This is a genomic window from Sphingobium sp. Ant17 (assembly GCF_000588875.1).
In the GTDB taxonomy this organism is placed as follows: domain Bacteria; phylum Pseudomonadota; class Alphaproteobacteria; order Sphingomonadales; family Sphingomonadaceae; genus Sphingobium.
Window position 1 is genome coordinate 44,133 of sequence record NZ_JEMV01000015.1, and the last position, 19,608, is coordinate 63,740.

16 protein-coding genes and 2 pseudogenes are annotated in these 19,608 nt (G+C 61.8%); 8 read left to right on the forward strand and 10 right to left on the reverse strand.

The window, feature by feature from the left end; genetic code table 11:
- Positions 1 to 39: 39 nt before the first annotated feature.
- Positions 40 to 700 (reverse strand): annotated as a pseudogene (locus BF95_RS28945) (energy transducer TonB).
- Positions 701 to 954: 254 nt separating this feature from the next.
- Between BF95_RS28945 and BF95_RS08935 the strand changes: the two are divergent.
- Positions 955 to 1,827, forward strand: a complete 873-nt coding sequence (locus BF95_RS08935; protein WP_043150943.1) for a hypothetical protein — start codon at positions 955 to 957, stop codon at positions 1,825 to 1,827.
- 89 nt (positions 1,828 to 1,916) lie between these two features.
- Complete coding sequence (locus BF95_RS08940) at positions 1,917 to 3,221, forward strand: homoserine dehydrogenase (RefSeq protein WP_043151003.1); 1,305 nt, start codon at positions 1,917 to 1,919, stop codon at positions 3,219 to 3,221.
- 7 nt (positions 3,222 to 3,228) lie between these two features.
- On the opposite strand, the gene BF95_RS08945 is transcribed toward BF95_RS08940, so the two are convergent.
- The gene (locus tag BF95_RS08945; RefSeq protein ID WP_235209652.1) at positions 3,229 to 3,726 is read right to left on the reverse strand and encodes a hypothetical protein; all 498 of its coding nucleotides are present in this window, start codon (positions 3,724 to 3,726) and stop codon (positions 3,229 to 3,231) included.
- A 54-nt stretch (positions 3,727 to 3,780) separates the two neighbouring features.
- Here BF95_RS08945 and glpX point away from each other — a divergent pair, with 54 nt between their 5' ends.
- Entirely contained in the window at positions 3,781 to 4,764 is a 984-nt protein-coding gene (gene glpX, locus BF95_RS08950) for a class II fructose-bisphosphatase (RefSeq protein WP_043151005.1), read from the forward strand.
- Positions 4,765 to 4,796: 32 nt separating this feature from the next.
- Here the strand turns inward: glpX and BF95_RS08955 are convergent, their stop codons facing one another.
- The 6 genes from BF95_RS08955 to BF95_RS08980 form a co-directional block, all read right to left on the reverse strand.
- On the reverse strand, positions 4,797 to 5,174 hold the full coding sequence (locus tag BF95_RS08955) for a MerC domain-containing protein (protein WP_043151007.1): 378 nt from the start codon (positions 5,172 to 5,174) through the stop codon (positions 4,797 to 4,799).
- A gap of 74 nt (positions 5,175 to 5,248) precedes the next feature.
- On the reverse strand, positions 5,249 to 7,030 hold the full coding sequence (locus tag BF95_RS08960) for a sensor domain-containing diguanylate cyclase (RefSeq protein WP_043150945.1): 1,782 nt from the start codon (positions 7,028 to 7,030) through the stop codon (positions 5,249 to 5,251).
- A gap of 125 nt (positions 7,031 to 7,155) precedes the next feature.
- On the reverse strand, positions 7,156 to 8,655 hold the full coding sequence (locus BF95_RS08965) for a catalase (RefSeq protein ID WP_043150946.1): 1,500 nt from the start codon (positions 8,653 to 8,655) through the stop codon (positions 7,156 to 7,158).
- A 137-nt stretch (positions 8,656 to 8,792) separates the two neighbouring features.
- Complete coding sequence (gene clpS / locus BF95_RS08970; protein WP_235209653.1) at positions 8,793 to 9,170, reverse strand: ATP-dependent Clp protease adapter ClpS; 378 nt, start codon at positions 9,168 to 9,170, stop codon at positions 8,793 to 8,795.
- Positions 9,171 to 9,322: 152 nt separating this feature from the next.
- Positions 9,323 to 10,195: a phasin family protein gene (locus BF95_RS08975; protein WP_043151008.1), complete on the reverse strand. Its 873-nt coding sequence runs from the start codon at positions 10,193 to 10,195 to the stop codon at positions 9,323 to 9,325.
- A 139-nt stretch (positions 10,196 to 10,334) separates the two neighbouring features.
- Complete coding sequence (locus BF95_RS08980) at positions 10,335 to 12,074, reverse strand: PHA/PHB synthase family protein (RefSeq protein ID WP_043150949.1); 1,740 nt, start codon at positions 12,072 to 12,074, stop codon at positions 10,335 to 10,337.
- A gap of 144 nt (positions 12,075 to 12,218) precedes the next feature.
- Between BF95_RS08980 and BF95_RS08985 the strand changes: the two are divergent.
- The 3 genes and pseudogenes from BF95_RS08985 to BF95_RS08995 all read left to right on the forward strand — a co-directional run bounded on the left by BF95_RS08985 (position 12,219) and on the right by BF95_RS08995 (position 14,473).
- Positions 12,219 to 13,426, forward strand: a pseudogene (locus BF95_RS08985) (LL-diaminopimelate aminotransferase).
- 22 nt (positions 13,427 to 13,448) lie between these two features.
- Positions 13,449 to 13,940 (forward strand): DUF2721 domain-containing protein, encoded by a 492-nt coding sequence (locus BF95_RS08990; protein WP_043150952.1) that lies wholly within the window; start codon positions 13,449 to 13,451, stop codon positions 13,938 to 13,940.
- Complete coding sequence (locus BF95_RS08995; RefSeq protein WP_043150954.1) at positions 13,937 to 14,473, forward strand: (2Fe-2S)-binding protein; 537 nt, start codon at positions 13,937 to 13,939, stop codon at positions 14,471 to 14,473. The genes BF95_RS08990 and BF95_RS08995 overlap by 4 nt, the downstream gene beginning before the upstream one ends.
- A gap of 4 nt (positions 14,474 to 14,477) precedes the next feature.
- On the opposite strand, the gene BF95_RS09000 is transcribed toward BF95_RS08995, so the two are convergent.
- The gene (locus tag BF95_RS09000) at positions 14,478 to 17,039 is read right to left on the reverse strand and encodes an HWE histidine kinase domain-containing protein (RefSeq protein ID WP_043150956.1); all 2,562 of its coding nucleotides are present in this window, start codon (positions 17,037 to 17,039) and stop codon (positions 14,478 to 14,480) included.
- Positions 17,032 to 17,571, reverse strand: coding sequence for a biliverdin-producing heme oxygenase (locus tag BF95_RS09005; RefSeq protein WP_051519932.1), 540 nt, complete (start codon positions 17,569 to 17,571; stop codon positions 17,032 to 17,034). The genes BF95_RS09000 and BF95_RS09005 overlap by 8 nt, the downstream gene beginning before the upstream one ends.
- Positions 17,572 to 17,817: 246 nt before the next feature.
- On the opposite strand from BF95_RS09005, the gene BF95_RS09010 reads away from it, so the two are divergent.
- The gene (locus tag BF95_RS09010; RefSeq protein ID WP_043150958.1) at positions 17,818 to 18,765 is read left to right on the forward strand and encodes an RcnB family protein; all 948 of its coding nucleotides are present in this window, start codon (positions 17,818 to 17,820) and stop codon (positions 18,763 to 18,765) included.
- 102 nt (positions 18,766 to 18,867) lie between these two features.
- Positions 18,868 to 19,545 carry a prolyl hydroxylase family protein gene (locus BF95_RS09015; RefSeq protein WP_043150960.1) on the forward strand — a complete coding sequence of 226 codons (678 nt, stop codon included), beginning with the start codon at positions 18,868 to 18,870 and terminating at the stop codon, positions 19,543 to 19,545.
- The last annotated feature ends 63 nt before the right edge of the window (positions 19,546 to 19,608 follow it).

A 19,608-nucleotide genomic window follows, 5' to 3' on the forward strand; every position in this document is an offset into this window, starting at 1 on the left:
GGAGAAGGCGGCGCGGTGCGCCCACCTTCCCGTTCTGAATTATTCCGGCAAACGCCAAGTGATACGACCATTGTACGTGTCAGGCATTGCGTTGCATCCGAACCCTTGGCCGGGCTGAACCGCGCACGGCGGGGCAGCAGGCGGCAGGTCGCCTCGTCGAGATCGGAATGACCGGTCGATGAGGTGATGGTGCAATCCGTGACGCGGCCATCAGGCCCGATCTGCAGACGGAACCCAGCCGTACCCGAACGTTCTTCGCGCTGCGCACGGCTCGGATAGTCGGAGTCCGTCAACCAACCGCCTGGGTTACCGCGCGGCTTGGCCCGCGACGCAGCCTGAGGCGGCGGCGGCGGTGCAGCAGGCGGCGGCGGCGGTGCAGCAACCGGAACGGGATTGAACACCGGTGGGGGCGTCCGAACCGTCTGGATTGGTGGCGCAGGCGCCGGGGTGCGCACGATCGGCGGCGGAGCAACGACCGGCGGCGGCTCGATCGGCTGATCTGGCGGCGGCGGTGGCGGCTCTTCGTCCGGTGGTGGCGGTTCTTCCTTCACGTCGATCACGTTCAGCTGTTCTGCCGCTTGTTTGACATATTTCATGCCAAGGCCGGAGACGAAGGCATAGCCAAGAACAGCGTGAATCAGGCGACGATGATGATCGATATCGTGCGACTCGATCCTTCCGAGTGGTCAGCATAGGCCATTCAGCAACGACACTCCTTAACTCATCTTACCAATGGGTTCTACAAATCAGCCAAAAACGACCCCAACCGTCCGGGCTCCCCCCGGTCAGCTTTGGCCCCTGTCCTTCTATTTGCTACCGAATGAACTCCTATCGCGGTGCAACGCGCCACGCAAACGCTTTATCGATATGTTCATTTGCGGTTACCACTTCATATAGGAATGACTTGCCTGTGACATCCTTGCCACGGGCCAATAACACAGGACGAAGCTGACCATGAAACCCGCCACCCTGATCCGCAGCCTGCTGTCGCCATGCCTCATTTTGGCCGCAAACAGCGCCATTTTTCCGGCGTCGGCGCAGCAACGTCCTGTGATAGCGCAACCAGTTGGAGCCGCCGCCGGACTCACTTACGCCGACATCGTGGACCTGGCCGACGCGGCGCCGATGGTCGCAATTGTGCGAATCCGCAACATCATCGCCTTGAAGCCCGACCAGGCCACCGGGGTGGCGCCGGGTCATAAACGGCTCTTTGTAGAAGCCGATGTGACGAGTCTGATTCGGGGCGAGGCGGGAATCAGTCCGCTTGTGACCTATCTTTACGACGTCCGGCTCGACGCGCGAGGCAAGATACCCAAGCTCAAGAAAGCGCAGGTCATTCTGTTCGCGCGCCCAGCCGCCCGCCCTGGCGAGGTGCAGTTGATCGCCCCCGACGCCCAAATCCCTGCAACGCCGGTTCAGATCGACAGGGTCAAGTCCGTCCTGTCAGCGCTGGTCGCCCCCAATACGCCGCCGCGCATATTAGGCCTGGGCGACGCCTTCCATGTCGCGGGCACGATTGCCGGGGAAGGCGAGACTCAGATTTTCCTGCGAACCGAAAATGGCGACCCGGTATCGCTGTCGGTACTGCGCCGCCCCGGCCAGCCGCCGCGTTGGGCCGTTGCACTTGGCGAAATCGTCGATGAAGCCGCGCGGGCACCTGAACCCGGTACGCTGCTATGGCATCGACTGGCGTGCAGCCTGCCCCCTGCCCTGCCCCCACGCGCGGTTCGGACCTTGGCCGTCGCCGACGCCGAGGCCGCGCGCGCCGATTATCGCCTGGTGATCGACGCGCTGGGGCCATGCGAACGGACCCGCGCCTCTTCCTGAGCCACAGACGGCAGCTTTTACTTGGACGCATGAGCACAGGCCGCTATCAGCCCGGCATTCATCATCTTCGCCAAGAAAGTGACGCCACCATGACTAATCTGCACCGCCATGCCCCGTTGCGCGTCGCGCTCGTCGGTCTCGGCACGGTGGGCGGCGGGGTCATTCGGTTGCTCAACACCAATGGCGACCTGATTGCCCGGCGCGCGGGGTGCCCGATCCAGATCGTCGCCATTTCAGCGCGGGACCGGAACAAGGATCGTGGTGTGGACCTGTCGCCCTATGAATGGGTGGACGATATGAACAGCCTCGCCACCCGCGACGATGTGGATGTGGTGGTGGAACTGATCGGCGGGTCGGATGGCCCTGCCCTCACCCTGGCGCGCCAGTGCCTGATCGCGGGCAAGCCGTTCGTCACCGCGAACAAGGCGATGCTGGCGCATCACGGCCTGGACCTCGCGCGTCTTGCGGAAAAGGGCGGCATTGCGCTGAAATATGAAGCGGCGGTCGCGGGTGGCATCCCGGTCATCAAGGGGATGCGCGAAGGGGCTGCCGCCAACGAGATCGCCCGTGTCTATGGCATTCTCAACGGCACCTGCAATTATATCCTGACCACGATGGAGAAGGAAGGCCGGGGCTTCGACGAGGTTTTGAAGGAAGCACAGGATTTGGGCTATGCCGAGGCGGATCCTGGCGTTGATATCGATGGGGTGGACGCCGCCCATAAGCTGACCATCCTCGCCAGCCTGGCGTTCGGCACTGAACTGGATTTCGACGCGGTCGCCACCACGGGCATCCGCCACGTTATCGCTGCAGACATCGCCGAAGCCGCAGCGCTAGGCTTCCGCATCCGGCTGGTAGGCATAGCGCAAAATGGTGCCGATGGATTGTTCCAGCGGGTCCACCCGATGCTGGTATCGCTCGACCATCCGCTCGCGCATGTGGACGGGTCGCTGAACGCCGTCGTGGCTGAAGGGAATTTCGTCGGACGCCTCTTCTTCCAGGGACGGGGCGCGGGCGATGGGCCGACCGCTTCGGCCGTGGTCGCCGACCTGATCGATGTGGCGCGCGACGAATATGGCGATGCCTTTGCCATGCCCGTGGCGGCCCTGACCCCGCAAAACACAGCCGACGCGGGCGCGCGCATCGGCCGCACCTATCTCCGCTTCATGGTCAAGGATCGTCCGGGCGTGCTGGCGGAGATCGCCGCGGCCACGCGCGACGCGGGCGTGTCGATCGAAAGCATGATCCAGCGCGGCGCGCATCAGGATGACGGCGTGCTGGTCGCCATCGTCACCCATGCGGGCGAGGAACGCTGCATCCGCGATACGCTCGAACGGCTCGCCGGGTCGGATAGCCTGCTCGGCACACCGATGGTGATGCATATTCTCGACTGATTGCCGCTCAATGTTGCCCGGCGCCCTTGAAGCGATCGAGCAATGGTGGTGGCGGGGCGAGGTCGGCATCGGGGTCGACGATGGCTGTGATGCTCTTCCCGATTATGTTGGCGGCTTTGAGGACGGACAGGCCACCCACGCAGCCGGCACCCTGCCCACCGGATACGCCGCAACTGCCCTGCTTCACCGGCGCGGCGGAGGCGCGTGGCGTGTCGCCGCGCATTGATGCGCCGCTGTCCGCCTCTTCACGCGGGAGTGGCAGCCGCTCGCGCGCGTTGCGGTCCGCCTGGCTCTCGCCGCAGACCACGATGGCGTCGCCGCTTCGGTCGCATCGCCGAATCGCCTGCGTCTTGGTGCGATACATCGCCATCAGCGATTCGGTGTCACGCGCCAGCGCTACGCCGGGGTAGCCAGCGACAAGCAAGGTAGCGGAGAGGGTCAGGCGGACCATGACGATAGAAGAGCAAGCAATCATGGCGGCATCATGGCCGGTGTTGCTCGACAAGATTGGGGCGACCGCCTATCGCCTGCGCCCATAAGAAAAGGCAGAGGAATGATGATGGTGCAGGCAAGTTCGCCCCTTGATCGGGTATTGGTGTTGGAAATGGTCCGCGTCACCGAAGCAGCCGCGATCGCCGCGTCGAAGCTGATCGGCCGGGGCGATGAAAAGGCCGCCGATGCCGCCGCCGTCGAAGCCATGCGCCTGGCCTTCAATGACCTGTATATGGACGGCACCGTCGTCATCGGCGAGGGCGAACGCGATGAGGCGCCGATGCTTTATATCGGCGAAAAGGTCGGCAATGCGATCGGCACGGGTCCGCGAATCGACATCGCGCTCGATCCGTTGGAAGGCACCACTATCACCGCCAAGGCCGGGCCGAACGCGTTGGCCGTCCTCGCCATTGCCGAGGAAGGCGGCCTACTCAATGCACCCGACGTTTATATGGAGAAGCTGGCGGTCGGCCCCGGCTATCCCGACGGCGTCATCGATCTTAATCGGTCGGCCAAGGAGAATGTCGAGGCTGTCGCCGCCGCCAAGGGTGTTGAACCAAGCGACATCATCGTGTGCGTCCTCGACCGGCCGCGCCATGAGAAGCTGATCGGCCAGCTGCGCGCCATTGGCTGCGGCATCATGCTGATCCCCGATGGCGACGTGGCGGGCGTGATCGCCACCACCGACCCGGAAACGACGATCGACCTCTATATGGGGTCAGGCGGCGCACCCGAAGGCGTGTTGGCCTGCGCGGCGCTGCGCTGTGTCGGTGGTCAGTTCAAGGGTCGGCTGCTGTTCCGCAACGAAGATGAAAAGCAGCGCGCGCGCAAATGGGGCATCACCGACCTCGACAAGATTTATGACCTGAAGGAATTGGCCAAGGGCGATTGCATCTTCGCTGCCACAGGAGTCACTGACGGATCGCTGCTCGATGGGGTCAAGCGCTTGTCCGGCGGCAGGCTGACCACAGAAAGCGTAGTGATGCGCGCCAGCACCGGGACGGTACGCTGGGTGAAGGGCGAACATCGCAATAACCAAAAACCGCTCTAAGTGCAGCGGTTCAGTGAGGGTGGCCCGGTCTTCTAACGCCCGGCGCGGTGATTGAGATCATGGCCCAGCGCGAGGATGGCGACGCCCACTAGCGTATAGATGCTTTCCTGCCAGCCATGGTCCATCGTCATCGCACCCGCCATGACGCCAAGCCCAAGCGAACCGATCGCGGCGGGCATCATGAAGCGGTGGACCATGGCACCATGGCCAAGCGCGATCGCGCCCAACAGGATCGCCAGCACCAAGCCCACTTCATGGAACAGCGGGCTTTCGAAAATGCCGCCCGCGCTGGCCAGTACGCCGAGTACGACGGCGGTCAAGAAGCAGTGGGCCACACAAAGCCCAGACAGCGCCATCGCAATGCGATCGACGCGACCGGTCAGAAGGGATTGGCGGAGGGTCGAGGACATGCTCTCCACATAGGCCAAGCCAGCGTAGGTTACAACATTACATTGATATTTTTTACGCGACGATGATGGCGCCCTTAGGCAGCGAGACGGAAACAGTTTCGACCGCTATGTTTGGCGCGATACAAAGCCTTGTCCGCCGCTTCCAACATGGCCGACCGAGTAGAGCTGCCGTCCAATTCGACCAGCCCAGCGCTGAAGGTGATGACGACATGCTTGCCGCCCGATACCGGGATTGGGTCGGCCAGTCGCGCGCGCAGCTGTTCGCACAACTGGCTCGCGCCATTGATGTCGCGGTCGGGCAGCAGGATAGCGAATTCTTCGCCCCCCAGTCGTCCGATACTGTCCCCGGCATGCAGGCCAGGCTTCAACCGATCGACAAAGGCGGTCAGCACCTCGTCGCCCACACCATGACCATGTTGGTCGTTGACCGCCTTGAAATGGTCGATGTCGATCAGCAGCAGGCTGGACCGCACACCCGTACCCGCGCGCAGGATTTCCGCTTCCAGCTTTTCCAGAAAGGCGCGGCGGCTGTCGGCACCGGTGAGCGAATCGCGGGCGGCGACCTGTTGCAGTGCGCGCTGTCGTGCCTTGTGACGCGACATATCGCGGATCGTGCTGATGACGCCGCTCGGTTGGCCCCGTTCATCGACAACCGCGCGTGTCACCATCTCACACCATTCCATCGCACCGATGGATAGGAGCGGTCGAAACTCCACCGTGTGGATCGACCCCGGCCGTGTCAGCGCCCGACGGTGTGCGGCGACCACCTGGGGCCGGTCCTGCGGGTCCACCAGCTTGGCGGCCAATTGCCCCACCAGCAATTCCGGTGCGCACCCGATCTGTTCCATCGCTGAGGGCGAAGCATATTCGATCGTCCCGGTGACGCCGATATTGAGAACCACGTCGCCACTATGTTCGGCAATGGCGCGATACCGCGCTTCGCTGTCCCGCAACAATTGGTACAGCCGCCGTCGCCCGTTCAATTCAGCGGCGACCGGCATCGACAACAGGAAACTGAACGCCAAATAAAATTGAAATGCCTGCACACGTTCGCCCATATCCGCGGATATAATCGTCAATGGCCCAACACCGGACAGCGTCGCCATACCACCGATCAACGCCAAGATGACGATGGAGGCGGCCGCACCCATATGCCCGATGCGAAAGGCGATCAGTACCAGCGGCAAAAGCGGCGCAAAAAGCATCGGATACCGTGCCCAATAGAAGATATGCACGGTGACCAGCGTGAACAGTGCGAGCGTGCCGATCGCCTCAATCTTTTCCGCCCTGGACTTGTCGCGGCGCCAGCGGCGAAACTCCCCCTGCATCAACATCACCAATATCGGCGCACAGATCAGTCCGCCCAATGCATGGCCCGTGTACCATTGCAGCCACGCCGCGCCGAACGACACTGGAGTCAACAGCGATGCCACTGCTGCCGCAGGCACGCCCGTCACCACATCGGCAACGACGCACAATGCCAGGATGAAAACCATCAGCGGTCGGGTTGCCCCGATTGCCGGGCGGCCTGATAGGAAATGACGGCAGATCAGCGCTACGATCAGTGCTTCGGCCATGTTGATGATGGCCATTGGAATCGCCGCGAGCGGCCCCATGCCAAACAGGCTGGTGGACAGGGCACTCGCCGTCGCGCACGCCAGGACTATAGCGGGCCAGCGCCGGACCCTGGTGGTCAACAGCTTGGCCATCAAATAGGCGTTGGCGCCCCAAATGAAGGCCAACCCACCCTCGAAGCGCGAGAGCAACAAAGCAGAAGTTGCTGCGACAAAGTAAAGGCAACCGGTCGAAACCAGTGAAAACAAGGTCAGGGAAAGTCGAGAAGTGGAACGTTGCATGTTCCAACCTCTGATAGAGCGAGATTGTTAAAATTTACTCTCGGTTCGTCGCACGCCCTGAATGGTCAAAGAAAACCCCCGGCGCAGATGCACCGGGGGTCAGGCTTGTGTCCGCGATCCAGGTGTCAGGCGGACGCGTCGGCCATGGTCTGATCGGTCGGGGCCGAAATGGCGGGATTACGATTCTTGATCGCCACCCGCGCCGACCGCACACCCGCACCATAGTCCGGGTGAACCTGGTCAAACAGTGCGCACTGACGCTCTTCGATGAAGTCGGGGATGTCGCCCATCGCAGCAGCGATGTTGGCGAACAGACGTTCTTTCTGTCCGTCGTCAAACAGATTGAACAGCGCGCGGGGCTGGCCGAAATCGTCATTGCCCTCGCGGTGGTTCCATCGATCCGCATCGCCGGAGATTTTAAGCGGCGGCTCGTCGAAGCGATGATCCTCGACCGGCCCGCCAAAGCTGTTGGGCTCATAATAGGCGGCCGGGTTGGGATTATTGGCGAAGAAACGCATCGCCCCATCCTTGTGATAATGATTCACCGGACAGTGCGGGGCGTTGATCGGCAATGCTTCATAATGGGTGCCGATGCGATGGCGATGCGCGTCGGCATAAGCGAAGATCCGCGCTTGCAGCATCTTGTCGGGCGAAAAGCCGATGCCGGGCACGATGTTGGACGGGCTGAACGCCGCCTGCTCGATTTCAGCGAAATAATTGTCCGGGTTGCGGTTCAATTCCATCACGCCAATGTCGATCGGCGGATAGTCGGCATGCGGCCACACCTTCGTCAGGTCGAACGGGTTATAGGGCGTCTTGTCGGCGTCCGCTTCTGGCATGATCTGGACCTGCATTTTCCATTTGGGAAAATTGCCGGTCTCGATCGCCTCGAACAGATCCTCCTGCGTCGATTCGCGGGTACGGCCGACGACCTGCGCCGCTTCCTCATTGGTCCAATGCCGATGGCCTTGCATCGTCTTGAAGTGGAATTTGACCCAGAAGCGTTCACCCGCGTCGTTGATGAGCGCGAACGTATGGCTGCCATATCCGTTGATGTGGCGAATATCGGTCGGCAGGCCACGGTCGGACATCAGGATCGTCACCTGGTGCAACGATTCGGGCGACAGCGACCAGAAATCCCACATTGCCGTGGGGGAGCGCAAATTGGTGCGCGGATGGCGCTTCTGCGTATGGATGAAGTCCGGGAATTTCAGCGGATCGCGCACGAAAAACACAGGCGTGTTGTTGCCAACGAGATCCCAATTGCCTTCCGGCGTATAGAATTTGAGCGCAAAGCCACGGACGTCACGCTCAGCGTCGGCAGCGCCCGCTTCGCCTGCCACCGTGGAGCAACGCAGGATCATCGGTGTCTGCGCGCCAGGCTGCAGCACCTTGGCTTTGGTATATTGAGAGATATCGCCGGTGATGGTCAACGTGCCATGCGCGCCCCATCCCTTGGCATGCACGACTCGCTCCGGCACCCGTTCGCGATTCTGGTGGGCCAGCTTCTCGATCAGCTGATAATCCTGCAACAGCAAGGGGCCGCGCGGCCCTGCGGACAGGCTGTTCTGATTGTCGGCAATCGGCGCACCAGCGCTCGTCGTCATGGTCGGCTTGTCGGCCATAGTCATCCTCCTCGTCTTGGATGAGGAGAAGGATACGCCGTCAGGCAGTTCTGGCAAAACAGTATAAAGTGCGATGAATGATCGATTTTATCGATCAATAGACAGCAACTGATCAACCACCAAGATGGCGGCAGACGTCAGGCCTTTTCCAGCGTACATTGCAATGGATGCTGGTTCTGCCGGGCGAAATCCATCACCTGGTTCACCTTCGTCTCGGCCACTTCATAGCTGAAGATACCGCAGACGCCGACGCCCCGCTGGTGGACATGCAGCATGACGCGCGTGGCCTGCTCCATATCCATGCGGAAGAAATGCTGAAGCACATGGACGACGAATTCCATCGGCGTGTAATCGTCGTTGAGCATCAGTACCTTGTAAAGCGAAGGCTTTTTTGTGCGCGTACGGGTACGGGTGGCGATACCGACGTTTGGACCACCTGGACCTTCGCCCTGGTCGTCCTGGTCCTGGCCCGCCATCGTCGCAGGGTCCGCATGGGCTGAGATGATGCTGTTCATGATGTAAGGGAATATGGCGATTTGTCCGGCCATGGCAAGGGGCCGATGGGGCAGGACGGGTGAGCCGCCCAGATTAGGGCATCAACGCGAAAGGGCACCCTTCTCATGAGAGAAGAGCGCCCTTTGCATTATAGGCGGAAAAACGCGGGCGCTTAGGCGGCCAGCGACTTCACCTTGTCGGTGACGAGCGTCACGCGCGCGGTCAGCGGTTGGGCGATGTCGCCAGCAACCTTCATCATCGCTTCGCTGTTCTTCGCGGCTTCCTTGGTGAACTCGTCGAAGCTGCTGGAGAGCATCTGGCTCTGGAGCTGGAAGAATTCGGTCGGCGTCTTGACGGTCGCGAAGCTCTTGAGCGCGGCGGTGGCCTTCTCGAAGTTCTTGCGGCTGTAGTCGACGGCTTCCTGGCTCATCGTTTCCATCGCCTTGGCGGCGATCTTGCTCGATTCGACCATGGCTTCGACATTGCCCTTGGCGATGTCGCTCATTTCTTCGATCGCCTTGGTCGACTTCTCGACGCTGGCCTTGGCCTTCTCGTTCATGTCGGCATAGGCGGTTTCGAACTTGGCCTTGGTGTCCTCGGCGAACTTCTTACCGTTTTCCATCACGTCATTCATGATCTTCGTTCCTTCTACAGCCGGCAGCGGCTTGGTTGCGGTCGTCTTGGCCTTTTTGTCGAGGCTCTGTGATGTATCAGCTTTGGGGGCAGCATCAGCGACACCCTCAATCTCCGGCTCCGGCATGGCATCCGCCGCCGTCGTCGCAGCGACGATCGCTGCCGGACTGGCTTCCTTAGCCTTCACGGATTTCGCGGATGGATTGGCATCCATTGCAGGCACCGACTTCGCGGGGTTGGCGTCCATCGCCGGAACGCTCGATACAGCCTTGCGCGGCGGGGCAGGCTTCCGGGCAGCGGGCGTGGGCTCGATAGCCGCTTCAGCCGCCTTCAACGCTTCGCTCGCCGACAATGTCGCCGATCCGCTTTTACCGGGCTTGGCAGCGGCTCCAGTCTTTGGTGTAACAGCCATGACCATCCTCCGTTTGTTGCACTGCACAATAAGCCCGCATATATGAAAATGCAAGAATTATTGTGCAGTGCAACAAAAGCGACATCTGCCGCCTGTCGCAGGAAAGGACCGCCTCACCGTGGGTTGTACAGGAAGCGGCTTATCCGCCCTTCACATAGCGCCCCGGCGCATCCTCGATGGCCTTGAGCCGCCCTTTGCCAGGCTGCCGCGCGCCCTTGACCGGCACGGTGCGCGAATCGATCGTTTCGAGCCAGCCGCGCCAGTCCGGCCACCAGCTTCCCTTCGTTTCCCTGGCCTGCGCGATGAAGGCGTGCAGGGTGGGCTGAGTATCGTCGCAGACCCAATATTGATATTTATTGGCGGCGGGCGGATTGATGACCCCGGCAATATGCCCCGATCCCGCCAGCACGAAACGGATCGGACCGGACAGATTTTCGGTCAGCTTCCACACGCTTTCGAGCGGCGCGATATGATCTTCCTTGCCTGCCTGGACATAAGCGGGCGTTTGGACCGTCTTGAGGTCGATCGGTGTGCCATCGACACTGATCGCGCCCGGCGTGACCAGCAGGTTATCGCGGTAGAGCTGGGTCAAATAATCGCGATGCCAGCGCGCCGGCAGGTTGGTCGTGTCGCCATTCCAGTAGAGCAGGTCGAACGGAGGATAATCCTGCCCCAGCAGGTAATTGTTGACGACATAGTTCCAGATGAGGTCGCGCCCGCGCAGCAGGTTAAAGGTCAGCGCCATATAGCGCCCATCAAGAAAACCGCCGGTCGATAGCTTGTCCACCAGCTTCATCTGTTCATCGTCCACGAACAGGGTGAGGTCGCCTGCCTTGCTGAAATCGACCTGCGCGGTGAAGAAGGTCGCGCTTGCCACCTTGTCCGCTTCGCCGCGTGCCGCAAGCAGCGCCAGCGTTGCCGCCAGCGTGGTCCCCGCCACGCAATAACCGATCGTGTGGACGCTCTTGACCTTGAGCAGATCACGCACGGTATCGATCGCATCGACTTGGCCGCGCAGGATATAATCGTCCCAGATCAGATCCTTCATGTCGGCGTCAGCGGATTTCCAGGATACCAGGAAGACGCTGATCCCCTGATCGACCGCCCATTTGACGAAGCTTTTTTCCGGGCTGAGATCAAGAATGTAGAAGCGGTTGATCCACGGCGGGAAGATGATGAGCGGCGTTTCCAGCACCGTGTCCGTCGACGGCGCATAATGGATCAGCTGGTAGAGCGGGGTTTCATGGATGACCTTGCCCGGCGTCGCGGCGATGTTGCGCCCCAGTTCGAACTGGGTGCCATCAGTATGGGTCAACTGCCCCTTTTCCATGTCGGCCAGCATATGCTGCAAGCCCTTGACCAGATTCTCGCCGCCGCTTTCGATCGTCTTTTGCACGACGGCTGGATTGGTCAGCGGGAAATTGGAAGGCGACAGAGCGTCCAGCATGCCACCCGTCGCAAAGCGCAGCTTGGCCTTCTGCTTGGGGTCCACGCCATCCACGGCATCGGCCAACCGGGTCATATAGTCAGACACCAGCAGATAGCTTTGGCGGATGATGTCGTAGAAGGGATTTTGCGTCCAGGCCGGGTCGGCGAAGCGGCGATCCTTGCGTGCGGCGGGGCTGTCGGCCGGGACGGGCACGGGTTCATCGCGCCACATGCCGCCCGAATCGAGAAAGCGCTGCCACATTGCCAGCCCTTCGTCGGCGAAACCGGACTGGATACGCGCCACGGCTTGCGGGTCGAAGGGCAGCGTCATGCCGGATGCACCCGCCGCCTGCTCCAGCATCAATTGCTGGGCGCGGCCGATCGCGTGCGTCCATTGCTGCATCTGGTCCAGCGTCGGCAGATGCGGCTCCATGATATCGACTTTATCCATGGCCACTCTCCTCTTACCTGGTATCATTGCGTCGCACCGCTTTTTCTGGCGTGGCGCAGATTGCCCGGTTATAGCCAGATTGTGACGCGACAACGGCGTGCGCCGCACTATTCCCTACCGAGAGCTTTCAGGAAAGCCCCTATAATGTCCGAAGAATTCTACCGCATGAAGCGCCTGCCCCCTTATGTCATCGCCGAAGTGAATGCGATGCGGGCAGCGGCGCGCGCGGCGGGCGAGGATATTATCGACCTGGGCATGGGCAATCCCGACCTGCCGCCGCCGCCGCATGTCATCGACAAACTGATCGAGGTGGTGCGCAAGCCCGACGCCCATGGCTATTCCCAGTCCAAGGGCATCCCCGGCCTTCGCAAGGCGCAGGCCAATTATTATGGTCGCCGCTTCGGCGTTGATGTCCACCCAGAAACCGAGGTCGTCGTGACCATGGGGTCGAAGGAAGGATTGGCGAGCCTCGCCACGGCGATCACGGCTCCGGGCGATGTCGTGCTGGCCCCCAACCCCAGCTATCCGATCCACATGTTCGGCTTCATCCTGGCAGGCGCCACGATCCGATCTGTGCCGACGACGCCGGACGAGAATTATTTTCGTTCGCTCGACCGGGCGATGGCTTTCACCGTGCCGCGCCCGTCGATCCTGGTGGTGAATTATCCGTCGAACCCGACGGCCGAGACGGTGGACCTGGCCTTTTACGAACGGCTCGTCGCCTGGGCGAAGGAGAACAAGGTCTGGGTCTTGTCCGACCTTGCCTATTCGGAGCTCTATTATGACGGCAAGCCGACGCCTTCGATCCTCCAGGTGCCCGGCGCGAAGGACATCGCGGTCGAGTTCACCTCGCTCAGCAAGACCTATTCGATGGCGGGCTGGCGGATCGGTTTCGCGGTCGGCAACAAGCAGCTGATCGCGGCGATGAGCCGGGTGAAATCCTATCTGGATTATGGCGCATTCACGCCGATCCAGGCGGCAGCCTGCGCGGCGCTCAATGGGCCGCAGGACATCGTGCAGAAGAACCGCGAATTGTATCACAAGCGCCGCGACGTACTGGTCGAAAGCTTCGGCCGCGCCGGGTGGGACATTCCTGCCCCGCCCGCGTCCATGTTCGCCTGGGCACCGTTACCACCTGCGCTCAAGGAGATGGGGAGTTTGGAATTTTCCAAGCAATTGCTCACCCATGCCAAGGTCGCTGTCGCGCCAGGCGTGGGCTATGGCGAGGATGGCGAAGGCTATGTCCGGATCGCCTGGTGGAAAATGAGCAACGGCTGCGTCAGGCGGCCAGAAATGTGAAAAAATACCTCCAGTCGATGGGCATCAACACCCCGGCCAAGGGCGCAGCCTGATAAGCAGGCGGACAGGATCGTGATGAACGGCTTTATCTCCCTGCCCCAGGTTTCGCAGGTCGCCCAGACGATCCAGCTAGCGGTGGCACCCGTCTTTCTGCTCGCCGGGATCGGCGCGTTCCTCAATGTCTGTGCCGCGCGTCTGGCGCGGGTCATCGATCGCGCCCGCGTCATTGAAAAAGCCGTCATGGTGTCGCGTGGCGAGGAGCATGACCGCTTGGTCGGCGAAATCCGTGTGCTCGATCGGCGGATGAGCGTGGTCAATGGCGCGATCTTCCTGTGCGTGGCGTCAGGCTGCGCTATCTGCCTGGTCGTGATCTTGCTATTCGCCTCCGAACTGGTCGATGCGCACCTCGGCACGGCGATCGCGATCCTGTTCATCCTGGCCATGTTGTTACAGGCAGCGGCATTCGGCACCTTCATTCAGGAAATCCGGCTGGCCGCCCGCACCATCCATATCCGCAATGAAGTTCTCTATCACAAGGCAGAGGCGGAGGAGGAAAGCGGGGCATGACCCGCTTCACCGTCAATGATCGGCCGGTGCAATATCGCATGGACCCGGAAACCCCACTTCTGTGGGCATTACGCGATGCGTCGAACCTGACCGGCACCAAATATGGCTGCGGCACGGGCGATTGCGGTGCCTGCACGGTGGATATCGATGGTGAAGCGGTCCGATCCTGCCAGGTGACTATCGGCAAGACCGAGGGCCGGTTCGTCACCACGATCGAGGCGTTATCGCCCGATCGCGGCCATCCGCTGCAACAGGCCTTCGCTGCCGACAATGTGTCGCAATGCGGCTATTGCATCCCTGGTATGATCATGGCGGCGTCGGTGCTGCTGCGCCGGACCAGTGATCCGGGCGACGAGGAGATCGATGCGGCGATCACCAATATCTGTCGGTGCGGCATCTATCCCCGGTTGCGCGGCGCGATCAAAAGGGCGGGACGGATCATGCGCGGGGAAGAGCGGGTCGCCGCTACACCGCCCCCTGGCATCACGCCGGAAAATGCTTCAAAGACAGTGCCAGCGCTCGGCAAACCCTGAATGTTTAGTCGGACGCCGCGATCATCGGTCCCAAAGCCTGGGCGAGCGTCGTGCCCGAATAGGGTTTCTTGACCAGCACGATGTGCGCGAAGCGTTCGGGCAATTCCAGTCCGTCGCCATAGCCGGTGGCAAAGAGGAAGGGGATGCCCTTCTGTGTCAGCAAATCCGCCACCGGCAAGCTGGTTTCATGACCCAGGTTGAAGTCCAGTACGGCCAGATCGATCGACTGAACCAGGATCGCTTCATGCGCGCGACCGACGCTGGCGACGGTTGAGACGTCGGCTCCCAGATCGCGCAACGCATCCTCGCCGTCCATGGCGATAATCATATTATCCTCGACCAGCAGGACATTGCGTCCCCGCAGCAAGCCGGGCGTCACGGCAGTTACCGGCTTGGCCCGGTCCCGCGTCACGGCTTCGGGCAGGACCGAGACGATATGGCGCGCCGGAATGCAGAAATGCGCTTCGATCCCCGCCAGCCGATAATTGATGTCGGCATGGCCCTCCAGATCATAGGGGATGGAACGTTCGATGACGGTCGAGCCGAAGCCCCGGCGTGTCGGCGCGACCACCGCCGGGCCACCGCTTTCGGTCCAGTCGAGCAGCAGGCTGCCATCTTCATCCACGCGCCAGTCGATCGTCACCGTGCCACTATCCGACAGCGCACCATATTTGGCGGCATTGGTCAGCATTTCATGGATGACCAGCGCCATGACCGTGAAACAGCCGGGCGTCAGCAACACATTGGGACCGGACAATTGCACCCGATCGCGGCGCTCGCCGAGATAGGCGCCCGCTTCCACCTCTATGAGGTCGTATAGACGCGCGGGACTCCAGCGATCGGCGGTGATCTGGTCATGCGCACGCGCCAGCGCATGGACGCGGCTTTCGAGCGTTCCGATAAATTCCTCGACCGTCGCTGCACTGTCGCGGGTCTGCGACAGCAGCCCGCGGATCAGAGAAAGGATGTTGCGGACGCGGTGGTTGAGTTCCGCGATCAGCAGTTCCTGCTTCTCGTTCGCGCGCTGCCTTTCCTGATCGGCTGAGTCAGAGAGGCGCAGAACGACTTCGAGCAAGGCAGTGCGCAGCGCTTCGGCCACGCGCAATTCGGCAGGCGCAAAAGGCAGCGCTACGCCCTTGACCAGTTGCGACCAGCTTTCGAAGCTCTTGCGGGGGGACAGGCGAGGGCCGTTGGGGCCATATTCAATATGCTTGTCCGGCTGCCCGGCCCAGCGCACCGAGCGCAGTTGTTCAGCCCGGAACAGCACGACATAATCGCGCGGGCGACGCGATAGCGGAATCGCCAGCAGCCCGGCAGCGCGATCCGCATAAGCCGCCGCCTCTGGTAGCACCGAAGAGAGATTATCGGTGGTATAGACCTGACTGGCGGCGACCCTGTTCATCATCGTGACGATCGCCGAAAAATCCGCAGGTTCGGGTGCCAGCCCGGAAAAAGTCATCTGCCCGTCGATATAAACACCAACCCCATCTGCAGGGATGGTGTCGAAGATAATGTCGCCAAGCCAGCGGGCATTGGACAACAGGTCATGATCCTGCGCGACGGCCGCCATAAGCCGGTCGGCGACCTGCCGCGCCTTACCCTCGTAACTGGCGGTTTCGGCGCGTTCGCGGCTTTCGAGCATCATCGAGAAGATCTGGCCGAACAATTCGGCCGCGCTGCGCTGAGCGAAGGTCGGCAGGCGCGGGGCATAATGGTGGCAGGCGAACAGCCCCCATAGCTTGCCTTCGACGATGATCGAGATGGAGAGTGATGCCCCTACCCCCATATTACCCAGATATTCGATATGGATCGGCGACACGGCGCGGGTGAGGCAAAGGGACATGTCGAGCGCCGCACCAGTCGGATCAAGCGCTGGTACGACCGGGACCGGGACCGCTTTCACGTCGGCGATCACGCGGAAGATGTTGCGCAGATAGAGCGCGCGCGCCTGCACCGGAATGTCCGATGCAGGGTAATGGAGACCATAGAAACTATCGACGCCCAAACGCAGCGCTTCGGCTACGACCTCGCCGTCTCCGCCCTCGGCAAAGCGATAGACCATGACCCGATCAAAGCCAGTCAGCGCCCGCACCTGCCGCGCACCATCGCGCAGGAACGGGGCCATGCCTTCCACCTGGGACAGCCGAGAGACCATCGAGCGGACGATGCTGCTCGCCTCCATCTCATCGTGGGCGGCAGGCTCGCCCTCGATCACGACCAACTGGCCGGAAAAATGCACGGCGATGTCGAACGCCGGGCCGCCGTCCATCAGGGACAGCGCGAAGATGCGCTCAACCGAATCGGGTCCGCGCAGCAGGGTGATGCGGTTGCGCAACGTGTGGATCGCGTCGGCGGAAAAGATGGTGCTGATCGGCCGACCCAGCATGCCGTCGGGTTCATGGCCGATAAAGGCAGCGCTGTTGGCCGACACGCGCGACACCAGCCAGTCGGCGGTCAGCGCGATCAGGAAGCCGAACGGCTGGATCGCGCCGAGCACATGGATCGGCTCGCGGTCGCAATTGGTGAGATCGACGGCGAAGCCGGTCGCGGCATCGGCGTCAGCCATGCACAGCCGCCTGCTCTGGTGCACCGGCCCGCGCGAAGATGGAAAAGGCTGCCCTCGCGCCCTCCACGGCGTCGTCCAGCCAAGCGTCGTCGCCTTGTGGCGCGGCACTGTCGAGCGCCTGCTGGAACGCGATCCACTCGCCCTTGCCATGGACGGCGGAGAGATAGGCTGTCGGCAGGCCTGGCGCGACCTTTCGCGCCAACATCGCGCCGCCTAACCGCGATCCTTCGAGCGCATAGAGCAGCCCCCAGCGATAGCCCTCGCCCGAGCGATCCTCCAGCGGCAGGGGTTCGGGCATGGCTTGTCCCAGCGCAGCAATGTCCGATGCCAGCAGCGGCAGGCGCGGTGCAGCGGGACATGCAACCGGTTCCAGCGCACCCAAAGCGCGGGCATGGGCGGTCAGGAAGGCGCGATAGCCATCGGGCGAGTCAAGCGAATGGTCGGCGAACAGCCCATCGACCTGTCGATGATTGCCCGCCGTCGCATCGCGCAGGGCCAGGCGGATGTGGCCGACATGGGGAGATTTCTTCACGCGGCAGTCCTAGTGGGAGTTCATGACCGCTGCACTGATCTGGATCAGCTTTTTGGCCGATGCAGCACTAAACGCATGTACGGCGCAGGATAATGTGGATGATAGCAAGATGAACCATTGTGCATGGTTGCGTGCGTCCGATTCTTTCAAATGGCTGACGAACGGGTTCAGACACGCGACACACCGAACCGCCTAATCATAAGTCATCAGGGCGCAGTTTGTGCCCCCATAAAGAAAGTCGGGACGATGTTCAGGAAGATGATGCTGGCGGGGTTGATGAGTGCGACATTGCTGAGCGGCATCGCGCCCGCCTATGCCCAAAATGAGCAACGCGAGCGCGGCAATCGCAGCGAGCGGATGCAACGTCCCGATCGTGGTGGTGGCGAGATGCGTGGCAACCGCATGGCACAGCAGCGCCAGATGGTCGAACAACAGGCGCAGCGACCGCGCCGTGACATGGCCCGCCCGACCATGGCGCAACGAGCCCAGCAGCAGCGCGATCAACAGGCCGCCTCGCCGCGCACGGCCAATGCGATGGAACCCTATCGTCAGGATAGGCGAGAACAACGGCGCGCAGACCCAAGGGTTCGGGCCATGCCTGACCGCAATCTTCCTAACAGGGCCGTGACAGTTGGCCAACGCGAAGGCTGGCAGGATCGGCGCGAGGAAAGACGCGACGTGCGCCGGGACGTCCGCGATGACCGGCGCGTCGATCGCCGCGACGTCCGTGACGACCGCCGCGATGATCGCTGGGACGGGCGCGACGACCGCCGAAACGACCGACGCTGGGATAATAATCGCGGCTGGGTCGGCGGCGTTGGCAACAGCAACTGGAATAATGGCCGCCGCTATGATGACCGCACCCGTTGGAGCAACCAACGCCGTTGGGACAATGGCTGGCGGCAGGACCGGCGCTACGACTGGAACAATTATCGCAGCCGCAACGGCAACCAGTTCCGCATGGGCCGCTACGCCGCACCGCGGGGATGGGATTATGGCTATCGGCGCTTTTCGGTCGGGATCACCCTGTCCAGTCTGCTCTATGCCAATAATTACTGGCTGAACGATCCCTATGCCTACCGCCTGCCGCCCGCTTACGGCACGCTGCGCTGGGTGCGCTATTATGACGACGCCATGCTGGTGGATGTCCGCGACGGCTATGTCGTCGACGTGATCCACGGTTTTTTCTGGTGACGTGACGAGACTTCCTGATATGGCCTTCAGGAACCCCTGACCCCGGAGCGGCGACGCTTCGGGGTCTTTTCATGTGCCTGCGCTCTGTGGCAGGAGGCGGGCATGACGGACATATTGGATGATGGCGGCATTCCCTCCCCTGCCCGCGCGCAGATCGGCGCAGGGGTGCGCGCGCGGTTGGAGCGCAATCCCATGGTCAGCCGGATCGACAGCGACCGGCTCGACATTTTTGGACGACAGGGGTTTTTGAGCCGCGAGGAATGCGCGGGCCTGCGCGCCATCATCGATGCGGGCGCGCAGCCATCGACATTGTTTTCCGGGAGTGCGAGTGCGGATTATCGCACGAGCCATAGTTGCAACCTTGATCCGTTCGATAACCTGGTGCGGACGGTGAGCGATCGGATCTGCGCGCTGACCGGGCTATCAAGCGACCATGGCGAAACCTTGCAAGGGCAGCGCTATGCGGCCGGGCAGGAGTATAAGGTTCATTGCGACTATTTCCCGGTCACCGCCGATTATTGGCAGCGTATGCGCACCAGTGGCGGGCAGCGTAGCTGGACTGCGATGATCTATCTATCGACCGTGGAAGCTGGCGGCGAAACGCATTTCCCGCATTGCGAATTCATGGTGCCACCGGTTGAAGGCATGCTGCTGGCGTGGGACAATATGGACCGCACGGGCGCGCCCAACGCCATGAGCCTGCATGCGGCACGGCCAGTCGAGCAGGGCACCAAATATGTCGTCACGAAATGGTTTCGCGAACATCGTTGGGGCGCATGATCGCCGTTACAGTTTGCGACATAAATGACTGAAAACTGACAGTCTCATTCTCACATCGTTCAG

Bases quoted from the DNA above. Each gene is read 5' to 3' on its own strand.
- clpS (WP_235209653.1), bottom strand. From the start codon at position 9,170: ATGAACAGCATCATCTCAGCCCATGCGGACCCTGCGACGATGGCGGGC.
- BF95_RS08935 (WP_043150943.1), top strand. From the start codon at position 955: ATGAAACCCGCCACCCTGATCCGCAGCCTGCTGTCGCCATGCCTCATT.
- BF95_RS09015 (WP_043150960.1), top strand. From the start codon at position 18,868: ATGACGGACATATTGGATGATGGCGGCATTCCCTCCCCTGCCCGCGCG.
- BF95_RS09010 (WP_043150958.1), top strand. From the start codon at position 17,818: ATGTTCAGGAAGATGATGCTGGCGGGGTTGATGAGTGCGACATTGCTG.
- BF95_RS08955 (WP_043151007.1), bottom strand. From the start codon at position 5,174: ATGTCCTCGACCCTCCGCCAATCCCTTCTGACCGGTCGCGTCGATCGC.
- BF95_RS08965 (WP_043150946.1), bottom strand. From the start codon at position 8,655: ATGGCCGACAAGCCGACCATGACGACGAGCGCTGGTGCGCCGATTGCC.
- BF95_RS08980 (WP_043150949.1), bottom strand. From the start codon at position 12,074: ATGGATAAAGTCGATATCATGGAGCCGCATCTGCCGACGCTGGACCAG.
- BF95_RS09000 (WP_043150956.1), bottom strand. From the start codon at position 17,039: ATGGCTGACGCCGATGCCGCGACCGGCTTCGCCGTCGATCTCACCAAT.
- BF95_RS08940 (WP_043151003.1), top strand. From the start codon at position 1,917: ATGACTAATCTGCACCGCCATGCCCCGTTGCGCGTCGCGCTCGTCGGT.
- BF95_RS08995 (WP_043150954.1), top strand. From the start codon at position 13,937: ATGACCCGCTTCACCGTCAATGATCGGCCGGTGCAATATCGCATGGAC.
- BF95_RS08990 (WP_043150952.1), top strand. From the start codon at position 13,449: ATGAACGGCTTTATCTCCCTGCCCCAGGTTTCGCAGGTCGCCCAGACG.
- glpX (WP_043151005.1), top strand. From the start codon at position 3,781: ATGGTGCAGGCAAGTTCGCCCCTTGATCGGGTATTGGTGTTGGAAATG.
- BF95_RS08975 (WP_043151008.1), bottom strand. From the start codon at position 10,195: ATGGCTGTTACACCAAAGACTGGAGCCGCTGCCAAGCCCGGTAAAAGC.
- BF95_RS08960 (WP_043150945.1), bottom strand. From the start codon at position 7,030: ATGCAACGTTCCACTTCTCGACTTTCCCTGACCTTGTTTTCACTGGTT.